We start from the raw sequence: 25,812 nt of genomic DNA on the forward strand, positions 1-25,812 counted from the left end.
AGGTTTAACTATTCCATAATAAGCGCAAGGATCACAAAGGCATCAACAAACCATAATGAAGGAGTGATCTCTCTCGCCTTCCCTGCTACTACTTTTATTACAGTAAAACTTAGAAATCCCCATATAATTCCGTGGGTTATGGAGTAGGTAAATGGAATGAGCACCATTGCAAGAAACGCAGGGATTGCATCATCCAGCTGATTCCAGTTGATCTTAACTACAGGACCTATCATGAAAACCCCTACGAGAACAAGTGCAGGTGCAGTAGCAATGGAGGGGATGACAGACAGAAGCGGCGACAAGAAAAGAAATGGAAGAAAGAGAAATGCGGCCACTATTGCTGTTAAACCTGTTCGCCCTCCCGCTTCTATACCAACTGCTGATTCGATATAAGCAGTACCGGGACTCGAGCCTGCAATGCCGGCGAAAGTTGTAGCAAAAGCATCGGTAAGCAAAGAGCGTTTGATATTTTTAGGTTCGCCTTTCTCATCAAGCAAGTTTGCAGCCTCTGCGATTCCAACAAAGGTAGACAGGCTGTCGAACATGTCGGTAAATACAAATGCAAATATCACCGGTAGTATAGAAAGTTGAAGGGAGTTGACCAGGTCCAGCTTAAAGAACAGCGAAAAATCGGGCGCTGAAAACACTTCATTAAATTGAACTAAAGGTTTCACATTCTCTTCCAAGCCCCAAAACCGTCCTAGAGGATAAGCCGCCAGAGTTGTAAATAGTATTCCAAATAGGATCGCTCCTTTTACTCTCCTTACCAGTAATGCTGCAGTGAATAACAGACCACAAACAAAAGTCAGCACATTGCTTCCTAATACAGCTCCTCCGACAATAGTAGCCGGGTTAGCAATAACAAACTTTGCATTCGAAAGGCCTATAAGGGTGATAAATAAACCAATGCCGGCAGCGATCGAGTACCTGAGGGTTTTAGGAATTGCTTTAACAATGTGAGTTCGTATATTAAAAAAGGAAAGAAGAAAGAATACCACTCCCGACCAGAAAACAGCTCCTAATGCTACAGTATATGGAACTTTCATTCCCAGCACTACAGAATAGGTAAAAAATGCATTTAAGCCCATTCCAGGAGCTACAAGGATAGGATTTTTCGCATACCATCCCATCATCAAACTACTAAAAAAGCAAACCAAAACAGTAGCCGTAAGTACACCCGAGAAAGGCATTCCAGTCTGACTTAAAATAGCGGGGTTAACTACGATAATATACGAAGTAGCAAGAAATGAAGATATTCCAGCTATTATCTCAGTAGTTATAGACTTGTTTGTAGAAGGAGCAGTAACAGCCATATGCGATGAACGTGAAGAGAGCAAGTTAGGTTTTTGAGCCCAAACTCTTAACGCAAATTTAATTCGCCGAACCAATACTTTAAGTGACTGTTATCATTCCGTTAATTCTGTAACAACAACGGCTTTCTCTTCTCTAGGGCTTCTATTTTCGCCCGAAATAAAAAATGCCTATCATGTACAGAAAATTATTTTTTGGTATTCTATTATCTGCAGTTGTAGCAACATCCTGTAAAAAGGATTCGGAAAGTGAAGAAACAGTAACAACAGATCCAATAGTACCAGAAGACGCTGCAACATTCAAAGAAGTAGCATCACAAAAACTTGGCGGAGAAGCAGCTTCAGAGATCTCCGCTTATGACGCGAAAAGTAAAAAACTATTTGTGGTGAATAACGAGGGGACAACAAAAGTTGAAGTGCTTGACCTAAGCAATTTCCCGAACGTGACTAAGCTTCAACCTATTGATTTCTCTACAATAAGTGGTGGCGCTAATAGTGTTTCTGTTTATGATGGTAAACTTGCAGTTGCCCTGCAGGCAAAAACAAAAACAGACAATGGAAGCATAGCAATTATTGATGCTTCAAATTTGCAGGAAATAAAACGGGTTACTGTAGGAGCTCTTCCTGATATGGTTACCTTTAGTCCTGATGGTAAATACATCTTATCAGCAAATGAAGGGGAACCCAATGATGACTACTCTGTAGATCCCAAAGGCTCAGTTTCTATCATTAATGCAACGAACAATTATTCTGTTGTCACTCTTGATTTTACAGCCTTTGAAAACACTAAAAATGACTTAATTTCAAAAGGTTTCCGGGTGTACGGAAAGAATGCAAGTTTTGCGCAGGACATCGAGCCGGAATATATTGCTGTAACCCCTGATTCAAAAAGGGCCTGGGTTACTTTGCAAGAGAACAACGGTATTGCAGAAATAGACATTGTAACGGGGGCTATTCTTCGTATAGTTCCTTTGGGAGTAAAAGACATTAGCCTGGCAGAAAATGCTTTTGACGTGAGTGACAAAGACAATGTAACTCAGCTTAAGAACTGGCCGATCAAAGCTTTTTATCTTCCTGATGCCATTGCAGCATTTAGTGCGGGCGGAAGCAATTATATTGCTCTGGCTAACGAAGGGGACACTCGAGAATACCAGGGCTTTGGAGAAGAGGTAAGAGTAAAAGACCTTAATCTAGATCCTACACGCTTCCCTAATGCAGCAACTTTAAAAGCTGACGCAAACCTAGGTAGATTAACGGTTACCCGCATGCAGGGTGATAACAACCAGGACGGCTTGTTTGAGGAGCTCTATTCAACCGGAGGAAGAAGTGTTACCATTTTGAATACCTCTAATGGACAACTCGTTGCTGAGATTGGCAAAGACCTCGAATCACGGGTTATTCAAGCCGGGAAATACGACGACACCCGTTCTGATAATAAAGGTGTAGAAGTTGAAGCTGTGACAGTAGGCTCTGTAAATGGAAAAAAGCTAGCTTTCATTGGAATGGAGCGTTCAGACATGATTGCTGTTTATGATGTCAGTACTCCGGCCTCCCCTGCATTCGTTCAGCTGTTTGCAACGGGCGATGCCCCTGAAGGTGTCCATTTCATTAAACCCAAAGATAGTCCGAACGGTCGTAGTATCCTTGTTGTATCAAGTGAAGGGGATGGAATGGTTAAATTCTATCAGCCAGACAAGCTTTAAAATAAATTATACTAGCATATCAAAAAACAAAAGTCCCTATACAGGGACTTTTGTTTTTTGATAAATTCCTGCGCCAATCATTTCTTCAACTCGGCATTACTATAAATATGATATTCGCCGGGGGCAAAACTTACAGAAAAAGTCTTTGAAGTAATATTCATTGTTTGACCACTAACAGCATCATGCCAAACCCCAGTTGAAGGAAAAACCAGATTTGCCATGGCTGGTACCACATCAAAGTTCCCTACTAGTAAAACTTGTGTACCCGGGTCCCAGATCCTAAACGACTTGATGGCCCCCGCAAGGCTATATTCAAAAGTACTTGAACTAAATACCTGATTATTAAGTTTCATTTGGATGAACCTGGAGTAGGCATTATAAAGAGCCTTACGGTCAGGATCAGAATAATAATCCCACCGAACAGGCTTTTCACCAGTCCTGCCATTAAAATCAATACTGACATCATACCCGAGCTCTCCAAACTGCCATATCATTTTTGGTCCGGGAATAGAAAAAAAGAAAGCTGCTGCCATCTCATTCCTTTTCAGTGCTGTGCGCAGATCTTTCACCGAATAGGATCCGGAGCTATTGCCATACTGAAGGTTCTTAAACATAAGCCGCTCTTCATCATGACTCTCCATGAAACTGACCAGATAGCCTGGCTGAGTAAAAGTATGTGTGGGATAAAACTGACCAGCAAAATTTGAATTAGTTAACCAACCCATGGTAGCCTCATTGAAGTTATAGTTTCCGTTATTCCAAAACATCATCCCTTCATCAGCCAGTTCCTTTTCCTCCTGGTTACTTCCAAAATGTTCGAGGATCACGAAAAAGTCCGGATCTATGTTCTTTATAAAGTTATTATAGTTTTTCCAGATCGCCACCCTGCTGGCGTCGTAAGCAGTCCAGGTAGTCACATCAGTGCCTGATTTCTTCTGAGTGAATCCTTTCGAAAGATCAAAGCGAAAACCATCAACCTTATACTCCTTCATCCAAAACTCCATCACCTTTTTCGAAAAGTACTTAGTAGCCTCGCTCTCATGATTGAAGTCGTGGCCAACATTAAAGGGGTGGGTAGGCTCCGTATTAAACCAGGGATTTTCAGAAGTAACTTTATTGGTATTTTTATCAAAATACATTTGAACCAGGGGCGACTGGCCAAAGGAATGATTTAGTACCATATCTAAAATGACCGCAATCCCATTTAAATGGCATTCGTCAATAAAAGATTTTAAGGAATTCTTTGTTCCATAATATTTGTCGGGAGCAAAGTAGAATGAAGGGTTATACCCCCAGGACAAATTGCCCTCAAACTCATTCAGGGGCATCAACTCAATTGCGTTCACTCCAAGCCCATTTATATAACTGAGGGTATCCTTTAAGGTATTATAGTCGTGACTGCTAATAAAATCTCTTAAATGCAATTCATAGATCACCAGATTCTTTCTATCGGGTCTGGTGAAGGAGTTGGTTTTCCAGGTGTAAGCTGACGGGTTGCCTTGCATAACGCTTACAACTCCGGTTGTTAGTCCCGCCGGGTATGACTTCAAGTCAGGATAGACAGTTGCAGAAATAAACCTATCATTCTCCTGATCCAAAACTTTTTCGGTATATGGATCAGCTATTCTCAAGCTATTATTGATGAGATATTGATAGGCATATTCTTTATCCGGATCAAGTCCATCCACCTGTAACCACCACCTCTTCCCATCAGCGGTCTTCTTCATCTGATACCGGTTATCCGCCTGCCAGTTATTGAAATCTCCAATCACTGATACTGAATTTTTACCAGGCGCATATAAATTAAAGATAGCTGAACTTCCATTATTGATGTAGGTAACGCCATCAGGAGCGTTCGAAGGGGTTTCGGATGCTGACTCTACTTCAACATCTTTTACATCTTTCTTTCTGCAGGAAGTATCTAAGAGGACAGTCACCACTACAAGTGTATAAAATACTTTCTTCATTACGCAGGAATATAATTCAAGGTTACTGGAACGAAACCAATCCATAGAAGTCGCCTAAGCATGAGACGCCAGAGTAAATGTGAAGAAAAAGCTCTACTTCTGCAGCTCCAGCACTAATGTTGATTTTGCAGGGATCTTAAAATTGGAGATTCTGTTTATCCACTCATCTGTCAAAACATTTTTAGCGGCACTAAAGCCTTTGGTCCTCTCACTAAAACGATCAGTCTCAACCGTGATCTCCTTATCATTACTGTTGCACAAAACCATTACCGTCTTAGCCGTATTGTAACGAAAGAACACATAAACGCCATTCTCGGGAACATACTGCATCAGTTTGCCTGTTTGCAAGGCTGTTGTATTTTTACGGTAATTAGCTAGCTTTCTGAAATAGTTAAATGCTTCATTCTCTTTCTCGTTCCGACCGTCAGCTCTGAATTTATTCTGTTTGTCTTCCTCCCAGCCACCTTTAAAATCCTCCCGAACTAGTCCATCAGGATTAGAAAAATTCTTCATCAGCAGCTCGGTGCCATAATATACCTGGGGAATACCTCGTGTAGTAAGCAAAAGTGCTAGTCCCGACTTGTACTTCCCATAATCCTCCCCTATCATGGAATAGTACCTGCTCATATCATGATTATCCATAAAGATTACATTGCGGTAGGGATCTTGATAAATGAAGTCATTAGCCAGAACAGAATAGAGTCTATTTACTCCGCTGGTCCAGTCGAACTTTCCATTTAAAGCTTCATAAATAGCATCTTTAACCGCTACATCCGTAATCCCCGGGAGATTTGTATCTAAGTTCTTATTTAAAGTACTTCCCTGTGTGAAATATGCCTGGTTCACTACCCCATTTACCAGAGTCTCTCCAAAAATGGATAGACGAGGGAATTCGGCTTTTAATTTCTTAGCCCAGTCGGCCATATAAGCCGGTTCGTTGTAAGGATACGTGTCCAACCTTAAACCATCAATCCCGGCGTATTCGATCCACCAGATATGATTCTGATTAAGGTAATTCTGCACAAAAGGGTTCGACTGATTCAAGTCGGGCATGGAGGAAACAAACCAGCCATTCAACATCCGCTTCTTATCGACAGCAGAACCATAGGGATCCATCACCGTTTGATCCTTATAAGTGGTTTGTGTAAACTTATCCCATTGATGCACCCAGTTTATCATCGGCATATCCTTAATAAACCAGTGCTCGGTACCTGTATGGTTGTGTACAATGTCCTTGATCACCTTCAAGCCTTTGCTGTGGCAAAGCTCAACGTACTTTTTGTAAAGTTCATTGTTACCATAACGGGGATCGATCTTATAGTGATCAGTAACCGCATAACCGTGATAGGAAGCAGAAGCCATATCATTTTCAATCTCGGGGGTCATCCAGATTGCAGTAACGCCCAAATCCTTGAGGTAATCCAAATGATCTATAAGCCCTTGCAAATCACCACCATGCCTATAATACATTGAATCACGATTAAGACTCGTCTCCCGCATCCCCTTTATAACATCATTGCTCTTATCGCCATTTGCGAATCTATCAGGCATGATAAGGTAGATCAGATCCTTACTCGTTACGCCATTAATCCGAGTGAAAGATCTATCTCTTGTCTTTAGCTCATAGGTGTAGATGAAAGGCTTTGCTCCAGGGCGGGTGAACTTAATGGAGAAAGAACCCGGTTTGGTATTGGCAGCTACTTCCAGATCAATAAATAAATAATTAGGGTTCTCTACTTTGTTTATCCGGACCAATTTTACTCCCGGATAGTTCAGACTCACATATCTCTCTGCTATGTTCTTCCCATGTACCAACAATTGAAGCTTAGGATTTTTCATACCAACCCACCAAAACATTGGTTCTACCCGCTCTAAAGCGGGGATCTGAGCGTAAATAGCAGCAGAAACATAACAAAGGAGCAGTAACGAACAAAATATCTTTTTCAGCAGCGTTGATTTAAGGACTATTTGAGGAAAATTAGTTAGGTAAGGATTTGTCATCAGGATGAAGTTTATTTAACAGAACTTTCATTAAAATTGAGGTAAATGCAGGGATGTAATGCTGCCAGGAAATTCTGGCAGCATTATAATTATCTAATACACCAATTTAAATGCTCCATCATTATTTTTGATTACCAGACTTTTAACTTTTGCGCCTTCTACACTATTCGCTACTCCCTGCGGATCAAATTTAGATATAGGATCAATGAAATTTACGAAATCATCGTTAAGTGATACCGCTTTGTTCTCGAACTTTATGGAGCTTGAATCATTGAATCCATGAAGGACGATCTTTAGGTTCTTGAACTTGGATTTGAACGAGCCTTCTGCCTTACCAAATTCTATCGTACTGTTCCTCGCATCGTAGATAATGTTACGTTTATAGAAAGCTCCCTTTTCATAGTTATAACTTTCGCCATCATCTTCATAATATAAAAAGCTGCTATTAACACTTCCTTTGTAAATATGAACCACTAAGGTGTCTGTTGGCTTTTCTGAAGTAGACTGCACCAAAGACTGCATTGGGATAATACTGCTTTCCTTTACAAATACAGGTAGTTTATTAGTCGCTATCTGAGCAATCTTTTCCTGATTCCCGTTTTCTATAGCATCGGTATAGAGGTCATAGAACTTGCCTTTAGGGAAATAGATCTTGGCAAAAGCCTGTGTACTGGCAAATGGAGCCACCATAAAAGCCTTTCCAAAAAAGTACTGGTTCTGAAACTGAGTATCATAAACTTTAGCATCATGAGCATTGTCTATTGCCAAAGTACGCATTACCGGAAGCCCATTTTGTGTTGATTCATAGAACGATGAGTACAGGTAAGGCAATAACTTATAACGGAGGTTTACATAATTCCTTGAAATTTCAAGAGCTTCCTCTCCGTATGACCATGGCTCTGATGATTTGGTATTTACAGCCGTATGGTTACGAAAATAAGGGGTAAATGCTCCTAATTGCATCCAACGGGTAAATAGTGCAACCGAAGGATTACCTGTAAAGCCGCCAATATCCATTCCTGAAAAAGGAACACCGCTTACCCCTAGGCTATTCAGTAATCGAACTCCTGCCAGCATGTGGTCGTCCTCTGAACGGTTATCTCCTGTCCATATTGCTGTATAACGCTGAAGTCCCGCATAGCCAGCCCTGGTAAGCATAAAAGGCCTTTTTCCCATTTCACGTTTTGCCGACTCAAAGCTTGCCCTGGCCATTTGTAATCCATAAATATTATGTGCTTCTTTATGGGTAGTAATTTTACCATCATAATCAAAGATGACGTTGTTTGGCATTTTTTGTCCCCATGTAGCAATCTCATTCATATCATTCCATAAACCGCTAACACCGGTTTTTGCAAAGAACTTCACTTCGTTACCCCACCAGTCCCGGCCTTTCTGACTTGTAAAATCGGGGAAGTGACACCAGCCCGGCCACACCTGTCCCGTGTAATTCTGGCCGTCAACGTATTTGATAAATACATTATCCTTTAAGCCCCTTTCATACGCACCATAACCTTCTTCAACTTTAATTCCGGGGTCCACGATCACAGTAGTTTTAAATCCCATGCTATTCAGCTTAGCATTCATTTTTTGAGGATCGAGGAAACGAGACTTATTCCAGGTGAACAACTTATAGTTATCCATATAATGAATATCTAATGTGATACCGTCGGCAGGGATCTTCTTTTCACGCAGCGTTTGTGCTATCCGCAATACTTCTACATCCGGATAATAGCTGTATCTGTTCTGCTGATAGCCTAAGCTCCATAAGGGTGGCAGATTCATCCGGCCGGTAAGCGCGGTATAAGAGGTAATAATATCAGCGAGACGTGTATTGTAAATAAAGTAGTAGTTCATCTCTCCACCTTGGGCACTAAAGGATGAGAAACGATTATTACTAGCCCCAAAATTAAAATCGCTCTGATAAGTATTATCCATGAAGATTCCATAATTGAGACCATTATGAATACCCACATAAAAAGGAATGGTGGAATATATTGGATCCTGATTAGCGCCGTAGCCGAAAGCATCCGTATTCCAATTGGTATAGCCATTTCCGAAACGATCCAGGTTGCCGGTCTTTTCACCTAAACCTATAAAACGCTCGCCCGGTTGCATCTTTTTATAGGTAGTAACCTCCTCTCCTATCCAGGAAGTTGTGAGACCATTCTCGTCCTGATTAATCACCTTACCATCTTTAGTATAAAAAGCTATTGAATAAGGAGCTTTGCTGATCTTTGCCTGCAGAGAATCTGTTGTTACAGTGATTTCTTCTGCTGTCTGACTTATATTAACTTTTGTAGGCTGAGCCTTTGCCACCACGGCATAAGAAAAATCGCGTCCAAGCGCATTTTTATCGAAGCGTACCCGGATCACATTTGGAGCAAAAACACTCACTTCTCCGAAAGCGTTCTCTGTGGTTATACTGACTGATTGTTCTTTTATATCTACAGCGGTAATTTTTCCAATGCCTTTTACCGGCGACTGCCCGAATGCGTTCGTTATCAGAAACGTTGCAGCCACCAGACATGTTAGAATTCTTTTCATGTGCGTTATTGTTAGAATAAATAGTCCCGCAGGCTGATCGAAAGACCTGCAGGACAGAAATTAAAGGAATTTATAGTTTAGTTAGGGTATAGGTGTTCGTTACCAGATTCATATCAATCCTATATGAACCGGCCGCAGTAACGTTAATATCACTCCCTCCTGAAGCCAGGACTCCTCCCGCACCTCCAAAATTAGTACCCCAATCATCGTTCAATCTGAACTTTATTGCCCCTGGAACCAAGGTAGTGGTTACGGTCCAAAGCTTTGATTCCCGGTTGTAGGTCATATCGGTATCCGTATTCCAGCCACCCAGGGTAGCACTGCCGATGACTCCCCATGAATAAGGAGTAAAAGTGATAGTGTTAGCATTCAGATCAACAGTTACTCTAAAAGTACCTGCAGATGGAGCTGCTAAGTCGCCCCCGCCAACAGCAACTGAACCCGCTGCTGATCCTTTACCATATTCCGGAGGCCCCCATGATTTTTTAGTTAATACTTTAAATCCTAGATTTCCCGCTGTGAAGGTGATCAAGCCTTCGTATATACCATTACTTGTTGGAGAGACCAAACTATCAGCAGTGCCGGGAGTCCATCCCTGATAAGCACCCGGAACATATAACCAGCTTGTAGAAGAGTAAGGAGTTACTTTCATCTGCAGCACATTAGAGTAAACCGGGGTGTAGTGTTCTGATATAGAAGACTTAATTCTGGCTTCAACATCTGACGCCCTTTCAGTGGGAATTCCCAGCTTTAGAACTAAAGTGTTTAATTCAACTCCTGTGAAATCTTTTGTTAAAGCATTTGCGTCGAAGGTAGCCTCTGCAACTTTGGAGAAGTCAGTTCCTTTTACAGCTATCTGAAGGGTATTGGTTATTACCGCACTGTAACCAAAGTCTGGTTTAGTGATCGAGAAAGTAACAGCCTTATTGTTTTCAGTAGCTTTGGTAAGGACAATCGTACTGGCACTAGCCGATACGGTAGAAGGGGTACCAGATGAGGCAACGATCGTATCTCCTTCTTTTGAACATGCAGCAAATATCAGGGCAAACATGCTCAAAGCGATTATTTTATATAATGACGATTTCATATTTTAATACTTCAATGGTTAGTAACCTGTGTTTTGCTTCAGATTTGGATTGGCAATTAGATCAGTAGCAGGGATGGGGAATAAAGTCCTGAATGATTCAACACCCTTGCCAGAAAGAGACCCACCTTTCCATGGCCATACATAAGAAGCATCAGTAAATTTGCCGAAACGAATCAAGTCTGTCCTTCTGAACGCCTCCCAATACAATTCCCTGGCCCGCTCGTCCAGAATACTGTTTAGGCTTAAAGAAGTTAAGTTACCGGAAGTATTACCGTAAGCTCTTTGACGAAGAAGATTAACGTATTGCAATGCTTGTGGAACTGTACCTCCCGTTCCTCCCCGGACAACAGCCTCTGCAAAAATCAGATACATTTCGGCCAGACGGAATAAAGGGAAATCTGTTGAAGTATAAGTTCCACCTACTGAAGGGGCAGTTGCTCCTGTTGAAGTTATATTTTTAAACTTGGTAACAGCCAGGCCATCATTATAGGTGGTTATATCAGTGTTAGCTGTTTTTGAACCGAAAAACATCGCCCGTTTATCTGAATTACCGCTATAGTCTCCAAATATTTCTGGTAATGTTTGCCTGCTGCGGTTGCCTCCCCAGCCTCCGTTAGGAATTCCATAGGCTGCAGGCCCCATAGCACCACTGATGGCGGCGTTGATTAAATATGTTGTACCACCGAAATTTTGGGTGTAAACCCCATCATAATTTATGGAAAGGATCACTTCGGGATTATTTACATTATTATCAGCAAGGAAGAGGTTAGCATATTTAGAATGCAGTGAATAACCTGCATCTATCACTTTTCTGGAGTAAGTGATCGCCTCGGAGTACCTTGGAGTACCAGTATACACTGCAGCATTCAGATATAAACGTGCCAGCAATGCCCAGGCAGCCCCCTTATCTGCACGTCCATACTCGTTTTGTTTTGGTGCTACTAATTCAGGTTCTATGGAAAGCAATTCCGTTTCCACATACTTGAATAGTTCTGCCCGGGTAATTTGTTTTGCAGCCTCAGCTCCAAATTCAGACTCCTCTGTGATAAAAGGAGGATTACCAAAAAGATCCATAAGTACCCAGTATTGGAAAGCCCTTAAAAACCGCGCTTCAGCACGATACTGCTTAACAGCAGTTAAATCGGCACCGCTTATGCCACGACTGCTAAGCTTAGCATCTGTGCTTTCTTTCAAGAAAGCATTAGCGACTGTTATCTGGTATAAACTCCTCGTATAGAGGCCCTGTAACAAAACGTTGTTTGCATTCCAGGTCAATTGGTCCAGTTCTCCTACACCACCCGCAGCGTCATTCACCCAGGCGCACAAAGCTTCATCAGAGGTAAGCTCCTGAGCATTCCAGTAAAGTCGAAGAAAATCAGAGGTTCCTGCGTCAATGCCACCCAGATCGCTGCTTCCAGAACCTGTACTTCCGGTTAAAGCATAAGCGCCGTAAACTTTGGCCAGAACATTTTTATATCCTGCTGGAGAACTGAAAGCCTGATCTCCTGCTACATTATTTGTTGGTGTCAGCTCCAGGTCCTTATTACAGGAGCTAACAGTATAAGCAATGATTATTGCTGTGAATATTTTGAATAGTCTTTTCATAACTGGTTATCCTTAAAATTAGAATCCAACATTTAGACCTAGTACAAATGTCCTTGGAAGAGGGTACAGGTTGTAATCAATCCCGTTTTGCACTTCCGGATCTACACCTTTATATTTTGTAACGGTGAATACATTCCGGACATTTGCTGAAATATTTAAGCTGGAAATCCCCTTAACGACGCTTCCGACATTATAACTAAGACCAAGGTTATCCATTTTAAGGAACGATGCGTTCTTGATGTAATAGTCGCTATAGAACTGGTTATTAGTAAAACCTGTGGTTAAGAAATCGGATGTTGCATTATTGATCAAACCGGCAGGACTGATAATATTTGATGCTGTAGCAAAGTTTGCAGAGATATTATCGTACAAATAATTACCCAGGCTAGATCTTACCACGGTGCTTAGAGTCCATTTGTTGTAGTTGAACGAACTGGAGAAACCCAGGATCCATTTAGGGGCCGGAGAATTATACAGGTATCTGTCGGAAGTATTTATAGATCCGTCATTGTTTAAGTCCTGATAAGCTCCCTGAATTGGGCGACCGTCATTATCATAGATCTGCTTGTACACAAAGTAGGCATAAGGTGTGTTATTAATAGCATGGGCCTGAATAAAGTTACCAGTTGCACCAGTGATACCACCTGTTAAAATAACATCGCTGTTGAGGCGGGTAATTTTGCTTTTATTATGTGTAGCATTAATGCTTAGGTCCCAGTTCATATTTTTCTTTCGAACAGGGTTAGCCGATAAAGAAAATTCTACCCCCTTATTTTCCATATTACCAAGGTTGATCGTCAGGAAATTACTAAAGTTAGATCCTACTGATACAGGAACTTTACTGATAAGATCCTTTGTTTTTTTATAGTAAACATCGATGCTACCAGAGATCCGTCCATTAAGAAAGCCATAATCGATACCCGCGTTAGAAGTGGTGGTCGTCTCCCATTTTAGATCAGAATTGTAGGCTACCGGCGTCGACATATAATAAAATTCGTTCCCTATCTGGTAGCGAGACTCATTACTACTGCTGTAATAAGTTGGCAAATAGTAATAATTATCAATTCCTTCCTGCTGACCTGTTACACCATAACTTAAGCGAAGTTTCAGATCTGATACATTGTTATTGCTTGCCAGGAAGTCCTCTTGCTTCAGTTTCCAGGTAAATGCCGCTGATGGAAATATTCCCCAACGATTCTCATCGCTAAACCTTGAAGAACCATCCGTACGAACAGTTCCGGAAACAATGTATTTATTGGCTAAGGTGTATATTACCCTTCCATAGTAAGACAATAACCTGTTTTCTGGAATATCATAAGGATAAACGGGCTGACTGATCACTGTAGTCGCATCAGCCTGGTAGGTCGGAAAATTATTGTTCCTTGTTCTATAAGCGTAATAGCCGTAACCTGCAGTCGCGTTAATATTGCTATGGATGGATTTTAGTTCTTTGGCATAGTTTAAATAAAACTCGGCCACCTTGTTCGAATAAGTATTATCATACCTGGTGACATTGCCCTTGGTTCCGATGTTAGAGGCAGCAAAAGCGGGAATAAAAGTTCCACCTTTACCTTTTGCAACATCGTATCCTAAATTAAGATTGGCGTGAAGCTCGGGAAGGAAATGGAATGAATAGTCGAACTTGATATTACCGAAACTACGCGCAACCTTACTTGAGTCACTCTTTGTATTTAACAAGCCCAAAGGATTACGAGGCGCATTGGGATTTGGTGTAGTAGGATCGGTTAACCATTCGTAGTAGCCACCAAAACTGTTATCCGCATAAACAGATTGCGTTGGATCAAACTGAGCGGCCGAAGTGATAGCACTTTGATTACCGAAAAATGATTCAGAAAGGGATCCTTTCAGGTTTAGATCGACTTTGAGGTGGTTGTCGAACAATGAAGGGGACACGCTCAGCGCCCCGGAAGTACGCTTCATATTGTCTCTCCTAAGAATACCATCGTTATCCAAATAGCCTACTGAAACCCTGAAAGGAATTTTCTTGTAACCACCGGTAACACTCAGATTATTATCAGAGGTGAATGCTTCACGATAAATCTGGTCATACCAATTCGTATTCGCTGTTCCAAGCATCCCTTTTTGGGCATCTGTACCCTTTGCGTTTACATATTCCCGAACCTGGTCAGCAGATAGTACGTTCAAAGTCCGGGAAGCGTCAGAAAAAGCTGCTTGTGTGTTGAAATTAAACGAAAGCTTACCACTCTGACCTTTTTTAGTGGTGATTAATATGACACCATTCGACGCTCTCGAACCATAAATAGCAGTTGCGTTAGCATCCTTTAATACATTCATTGACTCAATATCATTAGGGTTGATAAGGCTTAATGCATTGCCAACTCCTGAAATGCTGCTGCTGCTGAGAGGAACGCCATCAACAACAATTAAAGGATCATTGCTCGCATTTAAAGATGCACCACCACGAATACGGATTGTAGAACTGCCGCCAGGCTGTCCACCGCTCGAGGTGATCTGAACGCCAGCAACCTTCCCTGTAATTAGCTGTTCGGGAGAGGTTACATTACCCTTCTGAAAATCTTTTGCGGTTACAGTAGTAATAGAGCCGGTTACATCTTTTTTCTGTTGCGAACCGTAACCGATCACCACCACTTCATTTAACGACTGCGCACTAGGTTGCAGTTGTATATTAAGCGAGGTTGCGCCACTGATATTCACAGTTTTCGTAAATGGTTGATAGCCTATGAAGGTTACCTGAACCGATACACTACCATTACTTAAACCTGTTATCTTAAAATTCCCGTTTGGGTCAGTAGACGTTCCTTTACTTAAACTTTTTATAACCACTGATGCTCCGGGCAGCGGTTCATTTTTTTCATCGGATACTTTACCTGTAAGGCTTCCTGTTTGGGCTAATGCTATAAAAGGGAACAATAACATCGCATACAGAAAAATATATCCTTTAGTATAGATTCTTCTCATTTTAAATTGGTTGAAAATTTGGTTTTTTGATTGGTTAAAGCTTCTTGCGCAAGTGCTTTAATGCTGGTATTTTCCTTCTTACTTCTCTTCTTCTTTTAGCTCCTACCCTAATAAGAAGTTTTAATTTTTCTTCGATCGCTGATTTTTTTCGTTCTGCATAATTGGTTCCTTAAAACAGATTAATTGGTCTTCAATGAATGATTAGATAAAGAGTGTTTATCCTTTTGTAATCATTAACACAAATGTGGAGCGGTTTATTCTTAAATACTATTTCTTTAAAATTTATTTAAAAAAATACGAGGCTTTTAAAAATCATATCATTGAAAATGAACAAGATACAAACAAGATAGACCTGAAAAATTTAAAGGTATTTTAGCTTAAAGAGGAGGAAAAAAAGATGGTTTAAAGGGTGTGGATTCTATTAAAGCTCGCAGATGGATGATAAACAGGCACTGAAGGTATTGGTGTCGATTTTACACTTGCATCGGGAACTTGAACTAACAAAAATCCTCGCAGTTTTGAAATGGTTTAAGCAGATGGTTGGGTTTCCGCACGTATAGACATTATCCGTTTTTCAAACTCATCCCCATGGATTAGAGCTTTAGCCTTTAGGCGCATTTTATATACATAGATGGTTTTTTCAGAGTATTCAAGAATATTAGCTATGGCAGCATTATCCTCAATACCCATCCGAATAAGAGCAAATATCCGGAGATCTGTGGTGAGTACTTCATTCTCCTTCGGCCAGATCTGGTCTTCAGGCTTAAACAAAGCATTAAACTCCTTCACAAAATTGGGGAATATCTTCAGAAACACGTGGTCAAACGTGTAGAATAGAGTTTCGCGTTCCTTTTTAATATTAATGCCGTCGATACTGATCTTTATATCATCGTACTTCTTTACTGATAACTTCATATCTACCGACCGCTTCAACTTTTCCAGTTTGGAAATATATCCTGAAATCACATTGAAGAAATAACCAATATATTCTTCCTTAATTCGTGTCCCCTCAAGCAATTTCTCGTTGATCCGTTCAAGTTCCTTATTTGTTTCCTCAATGATACGTTCTTTCGTCTGTAGCTTTTTCAGTTGCTTATACAGCATAATGGAGAAGACCACTATAATAACGGCCAGCAAGGAAATTGAAAAGAGATAAATAAGGAACTGTGTCTTTTCCCGTTCTGAGTTATTCAGTTTCTCAGCAGCAACAATTGGAAGAACTGTACTGATCTGCAATTGACGTTGTCGTGCTCCGTAGAATTCCGCATCTGCCATGGCATGCTGGATGTAATTGTAGGCGTTTATGATATCCCCTTCCTTATATAAAATTTCCGCAAGCCAGAAAAGAGCAACAGTCTCTTTTGTAGATGAACGGATATCAGCAATGGCTGCCTGAATTAGAAGATCAATGGCCCGGTCCCTTTTTCTGGTAGTTGTATAAAGATTACTCAGGGTCGAAGAAACAATAGCAAATTCATGATCTGACAATCCTTGCTTCTTCAGCAGCTGATTCAATTCAAGTTCAGCCTGCTTGTAATTCTTGTTCTTAAAACTCTTGTAAGCTGTCCAATAAAGTCTATTAAAAGTCCCCGATTTGCTGCTTGCAATAGTGGAATCAATATAGCGGTTTGCAAGCCTGTTATATTGTGGGGAATAATATTTGTCATTGACATAACTTGCAAGGTCGAAATACGCCCGGGTAAGCATTGAATAGTAATCGATCTTTGTACTATCCGCCAGATATTCCACCTTAACCTCTTTTACGCTATCGAAAGTTTCTTTAAACATTCCTGAAGACAAAAGGATGAACCCGAGCTTAACCTTGGTATCATATTGCTTTTCCCTATCCTTTAAAATAGCGCCCAGCCTACCCATACGTTTTACGTAAGTATAAGCAGAATCAAACTGATAGGATTTATACACCTCATAAATCTTTGCACATAAGATATATTGTCTTTCAGAATTTCCTGGTGGTGTTTTTTTTAGAAAGGATTTCAATTCCCTAAGTGCAGCTTCTCTTCTATCATCATATACCTGCTTCTGACTAAGATCTGAATTGAGCTTATTTATAAGGCTATCCCTTTTCTCTGCCGAATAAGAAAAAGAATTGAGTACAAGAAAAATAAAGGAGATTAAGAATATCCTCATAATTGGTAATAAGAGGTTATAAATCTATAACTATAACTTCAAACGGAAAAAAATATTAAAGAATCTTGCACTAAATACATACTTATTTACCCGGTAAACATTTCCGGGATTTTTACCTTACATTAGGACATCTATTTACTGAACCCATGCAATTGATGCCTTTAAAAAGCAAATCGTTTACCATCTACTACCTCTCGGAAAAAGCGATAACTCTGGAGTTCGGTAATCAGATTGAAGAAAAAACATCTATAAGGATAAGCCAGTTTCATTCGAAGCTTAAAGAATTCCCTTTTGAAGGTTTGCTTGCTGTTGTTCCGGCCTATACCACCCTAAGTGTATTTTACGATCCTCTTCTGGTGATAAATAGCAAGCGTTTGTCGGGTCTCGACTGCTTTGAAAGAATCTCAAATTATTTAACAGAGCTTGAAAGCAGAGAAGATAGGTCGATGGCTTCCGAAAGTGATTTAATTTCCATCCCTGTTTATTACGGTGGGGATAAAGGTCCCGATCTTCAGGCTGTTGCTGATCATACGAGATTATCTAGGGAAGAAATAATAAGGCTTCACTCCTCCGCCGCTTATAAGGTTTATATGATTGGATTTACTCCTGGTTTTGCCTATTTAGGGGGCATGCCAGAACAATTAGCTACACCTCGTAAAACAACTCCAGCAAAAACGGTCCCTGCCGGCTCTATAGGCATTGCAGGAATTCAGACGGGCATTTATCCCCTTTCCAGCCCCGGTGGATGGCAAATTATTGGACAAACCCCTATTAAACTTTTCGATGTGAACCGAGCTAAGCCTGCTCTGGTAAAAGCCGGTGATATTATTAAGTTCAGTTCAATTGATTTGGAGGAATTTAACCAATTAAAACAAAGCTAAATGCTACTAAGAATACTAAAGCCAGGTTTATTAAGCACCATACAAGATCTCGGACGCATGCAGCACCTGGCAGAAGCAGTACCTGTTTCCGGGGCAATGGATCAGGTTTCCTGCAGGGTAGCCAACATTGTCTTAGGAAATCCGGAAAACTCAGCGGTTATTGAATTTACCTATCATGGAGCTGAGTTGTACGCTGAAACTGATCTTCTGATTGCTTTTTCAGGAGATGGAGCAGTTTTAAGCGTGGCAGGAGAAGAACTCCCTTCCGACCGGCCCTTGTTCTTACCTGCTAATACCCATTTTTCGCTAATCCCCGGAATAGGCTGTCGTAGCTATCTGGCGGTTGCTGGCGGCTGGAATGTACCTGTCATTCTTGGAAGTGCCAGTACATATCTGATGGCCAGTTTTGGTGGATTGGATGGCAGGACCTTGAAGGAGAATGATGTTATTACAAGCAGTGAAGTTTTGGGCACCTTAAGCAAGCGTATCCTGGATAACTTTATAAGCACTGAAGTTAACTACCCGCACTGGGCAGCTTCCAGGGCAGCTTTCCTTCCGTCCTTGAAAAAAGTTGTCCGGGTGATCCCTGGAAGAGAGTTCACCTGGTTCGGCGCAGAATCTCTCCTTGCTTTTCTTTCAGACTCATTTAGGGTGAATGTTCGCAGCGACCGGATGGCATTCCAGCTTGAAGGGCCATTAATCATACGAAGTAAACAACAAGAACTCATTTCAACGGCAGTGGCTCCGGGTACTATTCAAGTTACAGGCGACGGAAAACTGATGTTACTAATGGCCGATTCTCAAACTACAGGCGGATACCCGAGAATTGCTCAGGTTGCAGCCGTAGATCTACCCATTTGCGCGCAGCTTAAGCCTGGAGATGACATTTTCTTCGAAGATATCAGTCGAAAGGAAGCAGAAAAATTATATCTTAAACAAGAGCAGAATTTCAGGGAATTGAAGGCCACCATAGCGAATAAGTTCGGTTAGGCCTTGCTGAAACCCGGCCTCAGCATATTTTTAATTTGTAATTTTGTTATTGGCTTTTGTTTTTTAGCCTATTTTATGATCATTGATATTAATTGCGACCTGGGCGAAGGATTTGGGAATTACAGGATGCCTAATGATATAATTCTATTCGACTACATTAGCTCTGCTAATATTGCCTGTGGTTTTCATGCCGGCGATCCAGGCGTGATGGAGCAGTCGGTAAAACTGGCCGTTGAAAAGGGGGTAGCCATTGGTGCACATCCAGGCTTACCAGACTTGCAAGGTTTCGGACGCCGTGAGATGAAGATCAGTGCCAGAGAGGCCTATCAAATAACAATTTACCAAATAGGGGCTTTATATGCCTTTGTCAGGGCTGCAGGAGCTAAACTACATCATGTTAAACCGCACGGAGCTTTATATAACATGGCTGCTAAGGACAGTCAGCTTGCGGAAGCTCTTGCTCAAGCTGTTCAGGACTTTGATCCCAGCCTTACATTTTATGCACTTTCTGGTAGTGAGATGATAACAGCATCTTCAAAATTGGGATTAAAAACAGCGTCAGAAGTATTTGCAGATCGTACTTATCAAAATGATGGAACGCTTACCCCTCGAAGTAAGCCAAATGCTCTTATCAAGGACCAGGAACAATCCATTAGTCAGGTACTCCAAATGGTGAAGGAACAGCAGGTCTATTCAGTGGAGGGAAAAGCCGTTAAATTAAAGGCGGATACCCTTTGCATTCACGGAGATGGTACTCATGCAGTAGATTTTGCCAAACTAATTCACGAACGATTAGTAAATACAGGAGTACAAATACGGTCAAATTAAGACGTGCTTTTAGGTTTATTCTCTGTGAAATCCTTGTAGGACCTTTTAATATAATTGAAAAGATCAAAGTCGTTCCAACCCTTCACTAAGTCGGCTGACGGCCAGTAGAGCTTCTTAAATTCTTCGAGCTCTTCCTCCTTAATGTTCACGGTCTTTTTTATAGTATTATCGTTGAACCTCCGGGCTATCTCATAGTATTCCAACTCGGCCTCGGCATATTTATGAAAACGCCTCGCCCTTTTCCCGTCCTTACTTAACAGTTCATGAAAAAAAGTAAGGGGACTTCCTCCAAAGGGTAATAATAAGGCTAGCGGAGGTTTCCCCTTATAATAGATACCCTTTTTCCTGAATTCTTCTTCAACCTCCTTAAGGTTTTGTTTTGGGGAAATACCTGTTACCTTCACCTCTGCAAGAACATTTGTCCCTACTAAGTATACCATAACATCGCTATAATTTCTAACCCCCACCTTTTGTCCGATATATCCTTCAGCCTCGATACTTAATGTATCACCAATGGAAGACATAATAGTAAAAAGACCGAAATGATCAGTAGAAACGGAAATGCCTTTATTCAAATTATAAACAGTAGCGTTGTAAATACGGACAGAGGTGCCTTTTCTAAATACAACCCCGATCAAAGGTTTTGATACCTGCGCAACCGTTATGACTGAAAGCAGCAGAAAATAACATAAAACCCAGAACCGTACCTTACCTTCTTTCATTGAATAAAATTAGCAAAGATCTTCCAGCTATCAGCTCTTTAACAGAATTTAACAACAATGTTCATCAGAAAGACTAGTTGTAGTTAGCGGTTTGGCCGGCAACTATTGCAAGGCAAAGGAATTAGGGTTAGTTGGCGACACGATAAACTCAACCAAATTAGAATTATTACGTTAAAGCCATTGTTATGCTGATTAAATATCTATTACTACTTATGGCTACAGCAAACTTTACAAGCAGAGCAGCAGACCTATCACCAAACCTTACCAAGTTTGGGAAGAACAAATGTATTCCGAAGATTATTGAGAAACCGATTTTAATAGCGCTTTCCTACTACCCCGAACTGGAGGATACGCACATTAAATTCGTATTTAAAAAGCATATTAATGGATCTGTAATGCAAGCCCAACCGCTACCAGTGTCTATCTTTAAAAGCAGGGAGAACAGGCAGTATCAGATAAATATTAGTTCTATGCTACGCCTTATACATTCAGCAACCCCCATTCACCAATTACCCGATAATATCATTATAGGTTGGATCGGACACGAACTCGGGCATATCATGGATTACGAGCAACGCAGCAAATTAGGATTAGTTAAATTTGGGATAACTTACCTCTTCTCATCCGGTCATCGTCGACAGGGTGAGACAAACGCAGACACGTATGCTGTAAATCACGGACTAGCAGATTACATTATTGCAACTAAGCGTTTCATTCTCGATAATGCCGAACTTCCTAAAGCCTATAAGGAAAAGATCGCCCGGCTTTATCTTTCTCCAGATGATATTGTTGAACAGGTAAGGAAGCTGGAAGAAAAGAAAGCAATCGAGCAAAAGAAGGCCCTACGCCAATGATTGAATGTAGGTTTCAAACTCAAGGAAATCCTGTTCTTTCATAACCCTTGGTATTTTAGCCTGTCCGCCAAGCTTTTTAAACTCCTCGCTCCAGCGATATATTTTATCAAAATGCACAACTTCCGCTTCTACTGTTTTTAAAGCCTTCGTTCTTGCTACTTTATAGTTCTTGTTATTCTCCGACAGGTAATTATCCAGACATTCTGCTACCTGAACCCGATCAACTACTTTATCGGCTCCAAGTATCCATTTCATTACATATTCCCCATCTTTAAGAATAGTTGCGACTACGTATTCTTGTACTTCAATATCAAACTCACTTCCCACGCGCTCAATAGAAGCGTTCATTTGATGCACAGACAATTGCTCGCCTACCACATTCAAATAATGCTTTGTTCTGCCGCTTATCTTAATCTCTGCTCTTTGCTTATTGGTTATTATAACGGTATCTCCTATCATATAACGCCAGGCGCCAGACACCGTGGAGATCAACAGTACATACTCCCCTCCTTCTTCGACATCGCCAATCGTTAAAACCTTTGCATCTTGTTTTACACTTCCGTCTTCATCCATGTTCTCGGGAACAAAAGGAACGAACTCAAAGAAGATCCCATTATCTGTAATAAGAGCCATAGAGGTAGTATCAGGCCTTTTTTGAGTGGCTATATACCCTTCAGATGCCAGATAGGTATCGATAAAAATCAAGGGTTTACCTAAAAGCTTCTCAAAGCTCTTTTTATAAGGTTCATAGGCTACACCGCCCGAAGTATACACCTGAAGATTAGGCCATATATCGTGGATGGTATTTAGTTTATTATGCGAAATAACTTCCTTAAGCATCATTTCTATCCAGGAAGGAATGCCGCTTAATCCTCCTATATCCCATTTGGGAGCTTCCTCAGCAATTCGCTTTACTTTTTCATCCCAGTCGCGCAAAGCTGCTATTTCAGCTCCAGGTTTGTAATATCCTCTAAACCAAACCGGAATATTACTAGCACTAATGCCACTGATTTCACCCTCTGAATGATCATCCTTCTCGATAAGATCAATAGAACTACCTAACATTAATATCTGCTTTCCGAAAAAGTCTGCAGGAAGATCAAAGTTTTTTAGACTTAGGACCTGTTGCACGGCAGCCTTCCTGATTGATTCTACCATTTCATCGGTTACAGGAATGTATTTACTGTGACTGGTAGTTCCACTACTCAAGGCAAAGTATTTCTGTCCCCCAGGCCAGGTAACATTCTGATGGCCCTCGAGTAAATAGTGCCACCATTCCGAATGCATCTTATCATAGTCATGTAAGGGCACTGTCTCCTGAAATGAACGAATTATATTTTCCGAAGACAGCATATTGCTAAAATTGTATTTCTTTCCGAAGGCTGTCAAGCGTGCTTTCGTTATTAAAGCTCTCAGTACTTCCTGTTGGGCTTTTGCCGGATCAGGGCTTCCACTGATAAAACCATACACATCTATTGCCTTTTTTATGAATTCGCCAAGAACTGCCATAGTAGATTTTTACTGGCTTTAATACAGTAATGCTGGCAGATGTGTTTGCCCTTAGCATGAAAATGGTTCAATTTTGGGCGGGGATCTTTGTTCGTTATTGTGAAATTTTTAATAACACCCATACATTTTGGCCTAGCAGGTTAAATTTTATAAAAAACGTAAGATATTTTTAATTTTATTAAAATAATTAAAAATTAATATTGAGTTAATTGAAACGATATCATTAAAAACGTACTTTTGTTAATAATTACAACAGTTTAGATATGATTAGTTTACCTAGCTATAATTTACCATTAAACTTCAAAGAGTTTATAAAGAACTATTTGCTGCCACGCTCTACATCTAAATTCTATGCTACCGAACCGAAAACTGCTGTTGATTTAAAAAAGGCTCAATTTCTAATAGTTTCAGATGATCCTTTCACCAGCTTCGTTTTCGGTCGGTCTATCGAGAAATGGAATGGAAGAGTACATATTGCTGAATCAGATAAACAAGCCCTAGAGTTTGTTAACCATAATGAATACAAAGCAGTTCTTGTGGATATTAAAGGACTTAATGCAGAAGCTCTGGTTCCGCATAAAAAGCTTGTTAGCAAACTAACTGGCAAATCATTATTAATAGCTTTAATTGATGAAGCAACAGCACATCTCAAAGAAGATCTGTTGTCGGTTGGATTTGATGGAAGTTTGGATAAAGAAATCAAACCAGCAGAACTATCTCAAAAACTCGATGAAATTGCATAAAATATACCGAAGAACATTTAAAAGCCTTATCTTGTTCCCGTTTTAAACAAAGCACAAGATGAAGACTGTAAAAAATTTATTTAATTCTACCGGTAAAGTATTGTTTAGCTGCCTTATGGTTCTGTTTGCTCATGCGTCTGCATTTGCTGTGAACATTGCGGACAGTGATCTAAGCAATAGTGCCGGAACAAATAAGAACTGGCTTAACTCATTCTGGTTCTTTGTTTGTGTTTCCTTTCTGGTAGCTGCTGCCGTAATTGGTTTTGGCAATAAATACAAGCGTGTAAGAAGAGATTATAAAGGTCCTGCTGATACAACAACAAGACATTAATATATTTACAAAAGCTTAGTAAAACCAATGGGTGGTACTAAGCTTTGTTCTTCTTGCCTAAACCTCTTTCTCTTCAAAGCTCCAAAGTTATAAAACCCGGGAATGCTAGCGCCAATCTGAATTTCGAGCGCAGTTCCAGCTTTTAAATCGGGTTTCTATTTCACCTTTAGCACTATTAGTAACTTTTTCATTACGGAATCGATACCGGATTATTTCTCCTATTAGAAGATTTTCTTCTTCTTTTAAATCTATTAAATTAGGGCTGAACTAAAACCAATTATGAAACGAAGGAAATTTTTACAGCAAACCGGAACGGTTGTGGCAGGAACTCTTCTTACAAATAATCTATTAGCTAAAACACTGGAAATCAAAAAGAAAAAAGTTGCGATGGTTGGTACCGGTCACCGGGGTACAGGGATGTGGGGAGCAGAAGTATTGAAAGAACACAGCGGTGTGATTGAATTTGTAGGACTTTGTGATAAAAACCCCGGAAGAGTACAAACAGCAAAAAAACTGATGAACGTCAGTTGCAAGACCTACACAGATCTGGACAAAATGCTGAAGGAACAAAAACCAGAGATCCTCATTGTAACCACGGTCGACAGCACTCATGATGAAATGATCATCAAAGGCTTGGAAGCTGGTTGTGATATCGTTACCGAGAAGCCTATGACCACCGACGAAACGAAGTGTCAGGCAATTATCGATGCAGAAGCCAGAACTGGGAAAAAGGTACATGTAACCTTCAACTATCGCTACTCTCCTCATCGTCAGAAGATCTATGAATTGTTGAACAACGGAGCTATCGGTGAAGTTACTTCCGTAGATTTCCATTGGTACCTTGATACTTCACATGGTGCGGATTATTTCAGAAGATGGCATAGAAAAAGAGAAAACAGTGGAACACTGTTGGTTCATAAATCCACCCACCATTTTGACTTGCTTAACTGGTGGCTAAACTCTGAACCGGAAGAAGTATTTGCTTACGGATCTCTTGAACACTATGGTAAGAACAATCCTTTCAGATATACCAATTGTCGCCCCTGCCCGCATAAGGATAAATGCAACTTCTACTTTGACGTTACTAAGGATGACCGTTTGGTGAAGCTATACGTGGAAAATGAGAAATACGACGGCTACTTACGTGATGGCTGTGTTTGGAAGGAAGATATAGACATTTTCGACAAGATGGCTGTACAGATTAAGTACGCGAATAAAGTCCAGGTAAGTTATTCGCTCACAACATATTCACCCTATGAGGGATACCGGATATCCTTCAACGGAAAGAAAGGTAAACTGGATGCATGGATCCATGAAAGACAACCCTGGGAAATGGAGAAGTACGATGAGCTGCAGCTCACGAAGAACTTCGGAAAAACAGAGTACATCAGAATTGACAATACAGAAGAAGGCCACGGTGGAGGTGACGTAAGATTAAGAAAACAGATCTTTACGCCAGGCGAGGATAAATTCAAACAGGCCGCGGGTACCAGAGATGGTGCTATGTCTATCCTGATAGGTATCGCAGCCAGAAAAAGTATTGACAGCGGGAAACCTATTAAGATTGAAGGATTAACAAGCCTGAAACCAAGGACTGTAAAAAGTTAAATTATAAAAGAAAAGGACCA

18 protein-coding genes are annotated in these 25,812 nt (G+C 40.7%); 8 read left to right on the forward strand and 10 right to left on the reverse strand.

Annotated elements, in window-relative coordinates:
* Nucleotides 1-8 precede the first annotated feature (8 nt).
* The gene (locus J4N24_RS14010; RefSeq protein WP_207534325.1) at nucleotides 9-1,313 is read right to left on the reverse strand and encodes an NCS2 family permease; all 1,305 of its coding nucleotides are present in this window, start codon (nucleotides 1,311-1,313) and stop codon (nucleotides 9-11) included.
* Nucleotides 1,314-1,486: 173 nt separating this feature from the next.
* On the opposite strand from J4N24_RS14010, the gene J4N24_RS14015 reads away from it, so the two are divergent.
* The gene (locus tag J4N24_RS14015; RefSeq protein WP_242691625.1) at nucleotides 1,487-3,013 is read left to right on the forward strand and encodes a choice-of-anchor I family protein; all 1,527 of its coding nucleotides are present in this window, start codon (nucleotides 1,487-1,489) and stop codon (nucleotides 3,011-3,013) included.
* Nucleotides 3,014-3,090: 77 nt separating this feature from the next.
* Here the strand turns inward: J4N24_RS14015 and J4N24_RS14020 are convergent, their stop codons facing one another.
* From J4N24_RS14020 to susR, 7 genes are all read right to left on the reverse strand, one after another.
* Nucleotides 3,091-4,980, reverse strand: coding sequence for an alpha-amylase family glycosyl hydrolase (locus J4N24_RS14020; protein WP_207534326.1), 1,890 nt, complete (start codon nucleotides 4,978-4,980; stop codon nucleotides 3,091-3,093).
* 93 nt (nucleotides 4,981-5,073) lie between these two features.
* Nucleotides 5,074-6,981, reverse strand: coding sequence for a glycoside hydrolase family 13 protein (locus J4N24_RS14025; RefSeq protein ID WP_207534327.1), 1,908 nt, complete (start codon nucleotides 6,979-6,981; stop codon nucleotides 5,074-5,076).
* 93 nt (nucleotides 6,982-7,074) lie between these two features.
* On the reverse strand, nucleotides 7,075-9,525 hold the full coding sequence (locus J4N24_RS14030; protein ID WP_207534328.1) for a glycoside hydrolase family 31 protein: 2,451 nt from the start codon (nucleotides 9,523-9,525) through the stop codon (nucleotides 7,075-7,077).
* 70 nt (nucleotides 9,526-9,595) lie between these two features.
* Entirely contained in the window at nucleotides 9,596-10,612 is a 1,017-nt protein-coding gene (locus tag J4N24_RS14035; protein ID WP_207534329.1) for a SusE domain-containing protein, read from the reverse strand.
* A gap of 18 nt (nucleotides 10,613-10,630) precedes the next feature.
* The gene (locus tag J4N24_RS14040; RefSeq protein ID WP_207534330.1) at nucleotides 10,631-12,217 is read right to left on the reverse strand and encodes a RagB/SusD family nutrient uptake outer membrane protein; all 1,587 of its coding nucleotides are present in this window, start codon (nucleotides 12,215-12,217) and stop codon (nucleotides 10,631-10,633) included.
* 18 nt (nucleotides 12,218-12,235) lie between these two features.
* The gene (locus J4N24_RS14045) at nucleotides 12,236-15,178 is read right to left on the reverse strand and encodes a SusC/RagA family TonB-linked outer membrane protein (RefSeq protein ID WP_207534331.1); all 2,943 of its coding nucleotides are present in this window, start codon (nucleotides 15,176-15,178) and stop codon (nucleotides 12,236-12,238) included.
* Between the two features lie 528 nt (nucleotides 15,179-15,706).
* Nucleotides 15,707-17,326, reverse strand: a complete 1,620-nt coding sequence (susR, locus tag J4N24_RS14050) for a SusR family glycan utilization regulator (protein ID WP_207534332.1) — start codon at nucleotides 17,324-17,326, stop codon at nucleotides 15,707-15,709.
* A gap of 155 nt (nucleotides 17,327-17,481) precedes the next feature.
* Between susR and pxpB the strand changes: the two genes are divergently transcribed.
* From pxpB to J4N24_RS14065, 3 genes are all read left to right on the forward strand, one after another.
* Nucleotides 17,482-18,207, forward strand: coding sequence for a 5-oxoprolinase subunit PxpB (pxpB, locus tag J4N24_RS14055; protein WP_207534333.1), 726 nt, complete (start codon nucleotides 17,482-17,484; stop codon nucleotides 18,205-18,207).
* A complete protein-coding gene (locus J4N24_RS14060) occupies nucleotides 18,208-19,197 on the forward strand; it encodes a 5-oxoprolinase subunit C family protein (protein WP_207534334.1) in 990 nt (329 codons plus the stop codon).
* 75 nt (nucleotides 19,198-19,272) lie between these two features.
* On the forward strand, nucleotides 19,273-20,025 hold the full coding sequence (locus tag J4N24_RS14065; protein ID WP_207534335.1) for a LamB/YcsF family protein: 753 nt from the start codon (nucleotides 19,273-19,275) through the stop codon (nucleotides 20,023-20,025).
* Here J4N24_RS14065 and J4N24_RS14070 read toward each other — a convergent pair.
* On the reverse strand, nucleotides 20,022-20,747 hold the full coding sequence (locus J4N24_RS14070) for a hypothetical protein (RefSeq protein ID WP_207534336.1): 726 nt from the start codon (nucleotides 20,745-20,747) through the stop codon (nucleotides 20,022-20,024). The genes J4N24_RS14065 and J4N24_RS14070 overlap by 4 nt on opposite strands.
* A 185-nt stretch (nucleotides 20,748-20,932) precedes the next feature.
* Here J4N24_RS14070 and J4N24_RS14075 point away from each other — a divergent pair, with 185 nt between their 5' ends.
* A complete protein-coding gene (locus tag J4N24_RS14075; RefSeq protein WP_207534337.1) occupies nucleotides 20,933-21,601 on the forward strand; it encodes a hypothetical protein in 669 nt (222 codons plus the stop codon).
* Here J4N24_RS14075 and J4N24_RS14080 read toward each other — a convergent pair.
* Complete coding sequence (locus J4N24_RS14080) at nucleotides 21,590-23,110, reverse strand: GH3 family acyl-acid amido synthetase (protein ID WP_207534338.1); 1,521 nt, start codon at nucleotides 23,108-23,110, stop codon at nucleotides 21,590-21,592. The two genes, J4N24_RS14075 and J4N24_RS14080, sit on opposite strands and share 12 nt — an antisense overlap.
* Before the next feature lie 263 nt (nucleotides 23,111-23,373).
* Here J4N24_RS14080 and J4N24_RS14085 point away from each other — a divergent pair, with 263 nt between their 5' ends.
* The 3 genes from J4N24_RS14085 (at nucleotide 23,374) to J4N24_RS14095 (ending at nucleotide 25,792) form a co-directional block, all read left to right on the forward strand.
* The gene (locus J4N24_RS14085) at nucleotides 23,374-23,853 is read left to right on the forward strand and encodes a response regulator (protein ID WP_207534339.1); all 480 of its coding nucleotides are present in this window, start codon (nucleotides 23,374-23,376) and stop codon (nucleotides 23,851-23,853) included.
* Nucleotides 23,854-23,911: 58 nt separating this feature from the next.
* Nucleotides 23,912-24,184, forward strand: a complete 273-nt coding sequence (locus J4N24_RS14090) for a hypothetical protein (protein ID WP_207534340.1) — start codon at nucleotides 23,912-23,914, stop codon at nucleotides 24,182-24,184.
* A gap of 279 nt (nucleotides 24,185-24,463) precedes the next feature.
* Nucleotides 24,464-25,792 carry a Gfo/Idh/MocA family protein gene (locus J4N24_RS14095; RefSeq protein WP_207534341.1) on the forward strand — a complete coding sequence of 443 codons (1,329 nt, stop codon included), beginning with the start codon at nucleotides 24,464-24,466 and terminating at the stop codon, nucleotides 25,790-25,792.
* The last annotated feature ends 20 nt before the right edge of the window (nucleotides 25,793-25,812 follow it).

It is taken from the genome of Desertivirga arenae (assembly GCF_017355785.1).
GTDB lineage: Bacteria > Bacteroidota > Bacteroidia > Sphingobacteriales > Sphingobacteriaceae > Desertivirga > Desertivirga arenae.

Coding starts and splice junctions, on each gene's coding strand:
- J4N24_RS14010 (WP_207534325.1), bottom strand. CDS start 1,313: ATGGCTGTTACTGCTCCTTCTACAAACAAGTCTATAACTACTGAGATA.
- J4N24_RS14015 (WP_242691625.1), top strand. CDS start 1,487: ATGTACAGAAAATTATTTTTTGGTATTCTATTATCTGCAGTTGTAGCA.
- J4N24_RS14020 (WP_207534326.1), bottom strand. CDS start 4,980: ATGAAGAAAGTATTTTATACACTTGTAGTGGTGACTGTCCTCTTAGAT.
- J4N24_RS14025 (WP_207534327.1), bottom strand. CDS start 6,981: ATGACAAATCCTTACCTAACTAATTTTCCTCAAATAGTCCTTAAATCA.
- J4N24_RS14030 (WP_207534328.1), bottom strand. CDS start 9,525: ATGAAAAGAATTCTAACATGTCTGGTGGCTGCAACGTTTCTGATAACG.
- J4N24_RS14035 (WP_207534329.1), bottom strand. CDS start 10,612: ATGAAATCGTCATTATATAAAATAATCGCTTTGAGCATGTTTGCCCTG.
- J4N24_RS14040 (WP_207534330.1), bottom strand. CDS start 12,217: ATGAAAAGACTATTCAAAATATTCACAGCAATAATCATTGCTTATACT.
- J4N24_RS14045 (WP_207534331.1), bottom strand. CDS start 15,178: ATGAGAAGAATCTATACTAAAGGATATATTTTTCTGTATGCGATGTTA.
- susR (WP_207534332.1), bottom strand. CDS start 17,326: ATGAGGATATTCTTAATCTCCTTTATTTTTCTTGTACTCAATTCTTTT.
- pxpB (WP_207534333.1), top strand. CDS start 17,482: ATGCCTTTAAAAAGCAAATCGTTTACCATCTACTACCTCTCGGAAAAA.
- J4N24_RS14060 (WP_207534334.1), top strand. CDS start 18,208: ATGCTACTAAGAATACTAAAGCCAGGTTTATTAAGCACCATACAAGAT.
- J4N24_RS14065 (WP_207534335.1), top strand. CDS start 19,273: ATGATCATTGATATTAATTGCGACCTGGGCGAAGGATTTGGGAATTAC.
- J4N24_RS14070 (WP_207534336.1), bottom strand. CDS start 20,747: ATGAAAGAAGGTAAGGTACGGTTCTGGGTTTTATGTTATTTTCTGCTG.
- J4N24_RS14075 (WP_207534337.1), top strand. CDS start 20,933: ATGCTGATTAAATATCTATTACTACTTATGGCTACAGCAAACTTTACA.
- J4N24_RS14080 (WP_207534338.1), bottom strand. CDS start 23,110: ATGGCAGTTCTTGGCGAATTCATAAAAAAGGCAATAGATGTGTATGGT.
- J4N24_RS14085 (WP_207534339.1), top strand. CDS start 23,374: ATGATTAGTTTACCTAGCTATAATTTACCATTAAACTTCAAAGAGTTT.
- J4N24_RS14090 (WP_207534340.1), top strand. CDS start 23,912: ATGAAGACTGTAAAAAATTTATTTAATTCTACCGGTAAAGTATTGTTT.
- J4N24_RS14095 (WP_207534341.1), top strand. CDS start 24,464: ATGAAACGAAGGAAATTTTTACAGCAAACCGGAACGGTTGTGGCAGGA.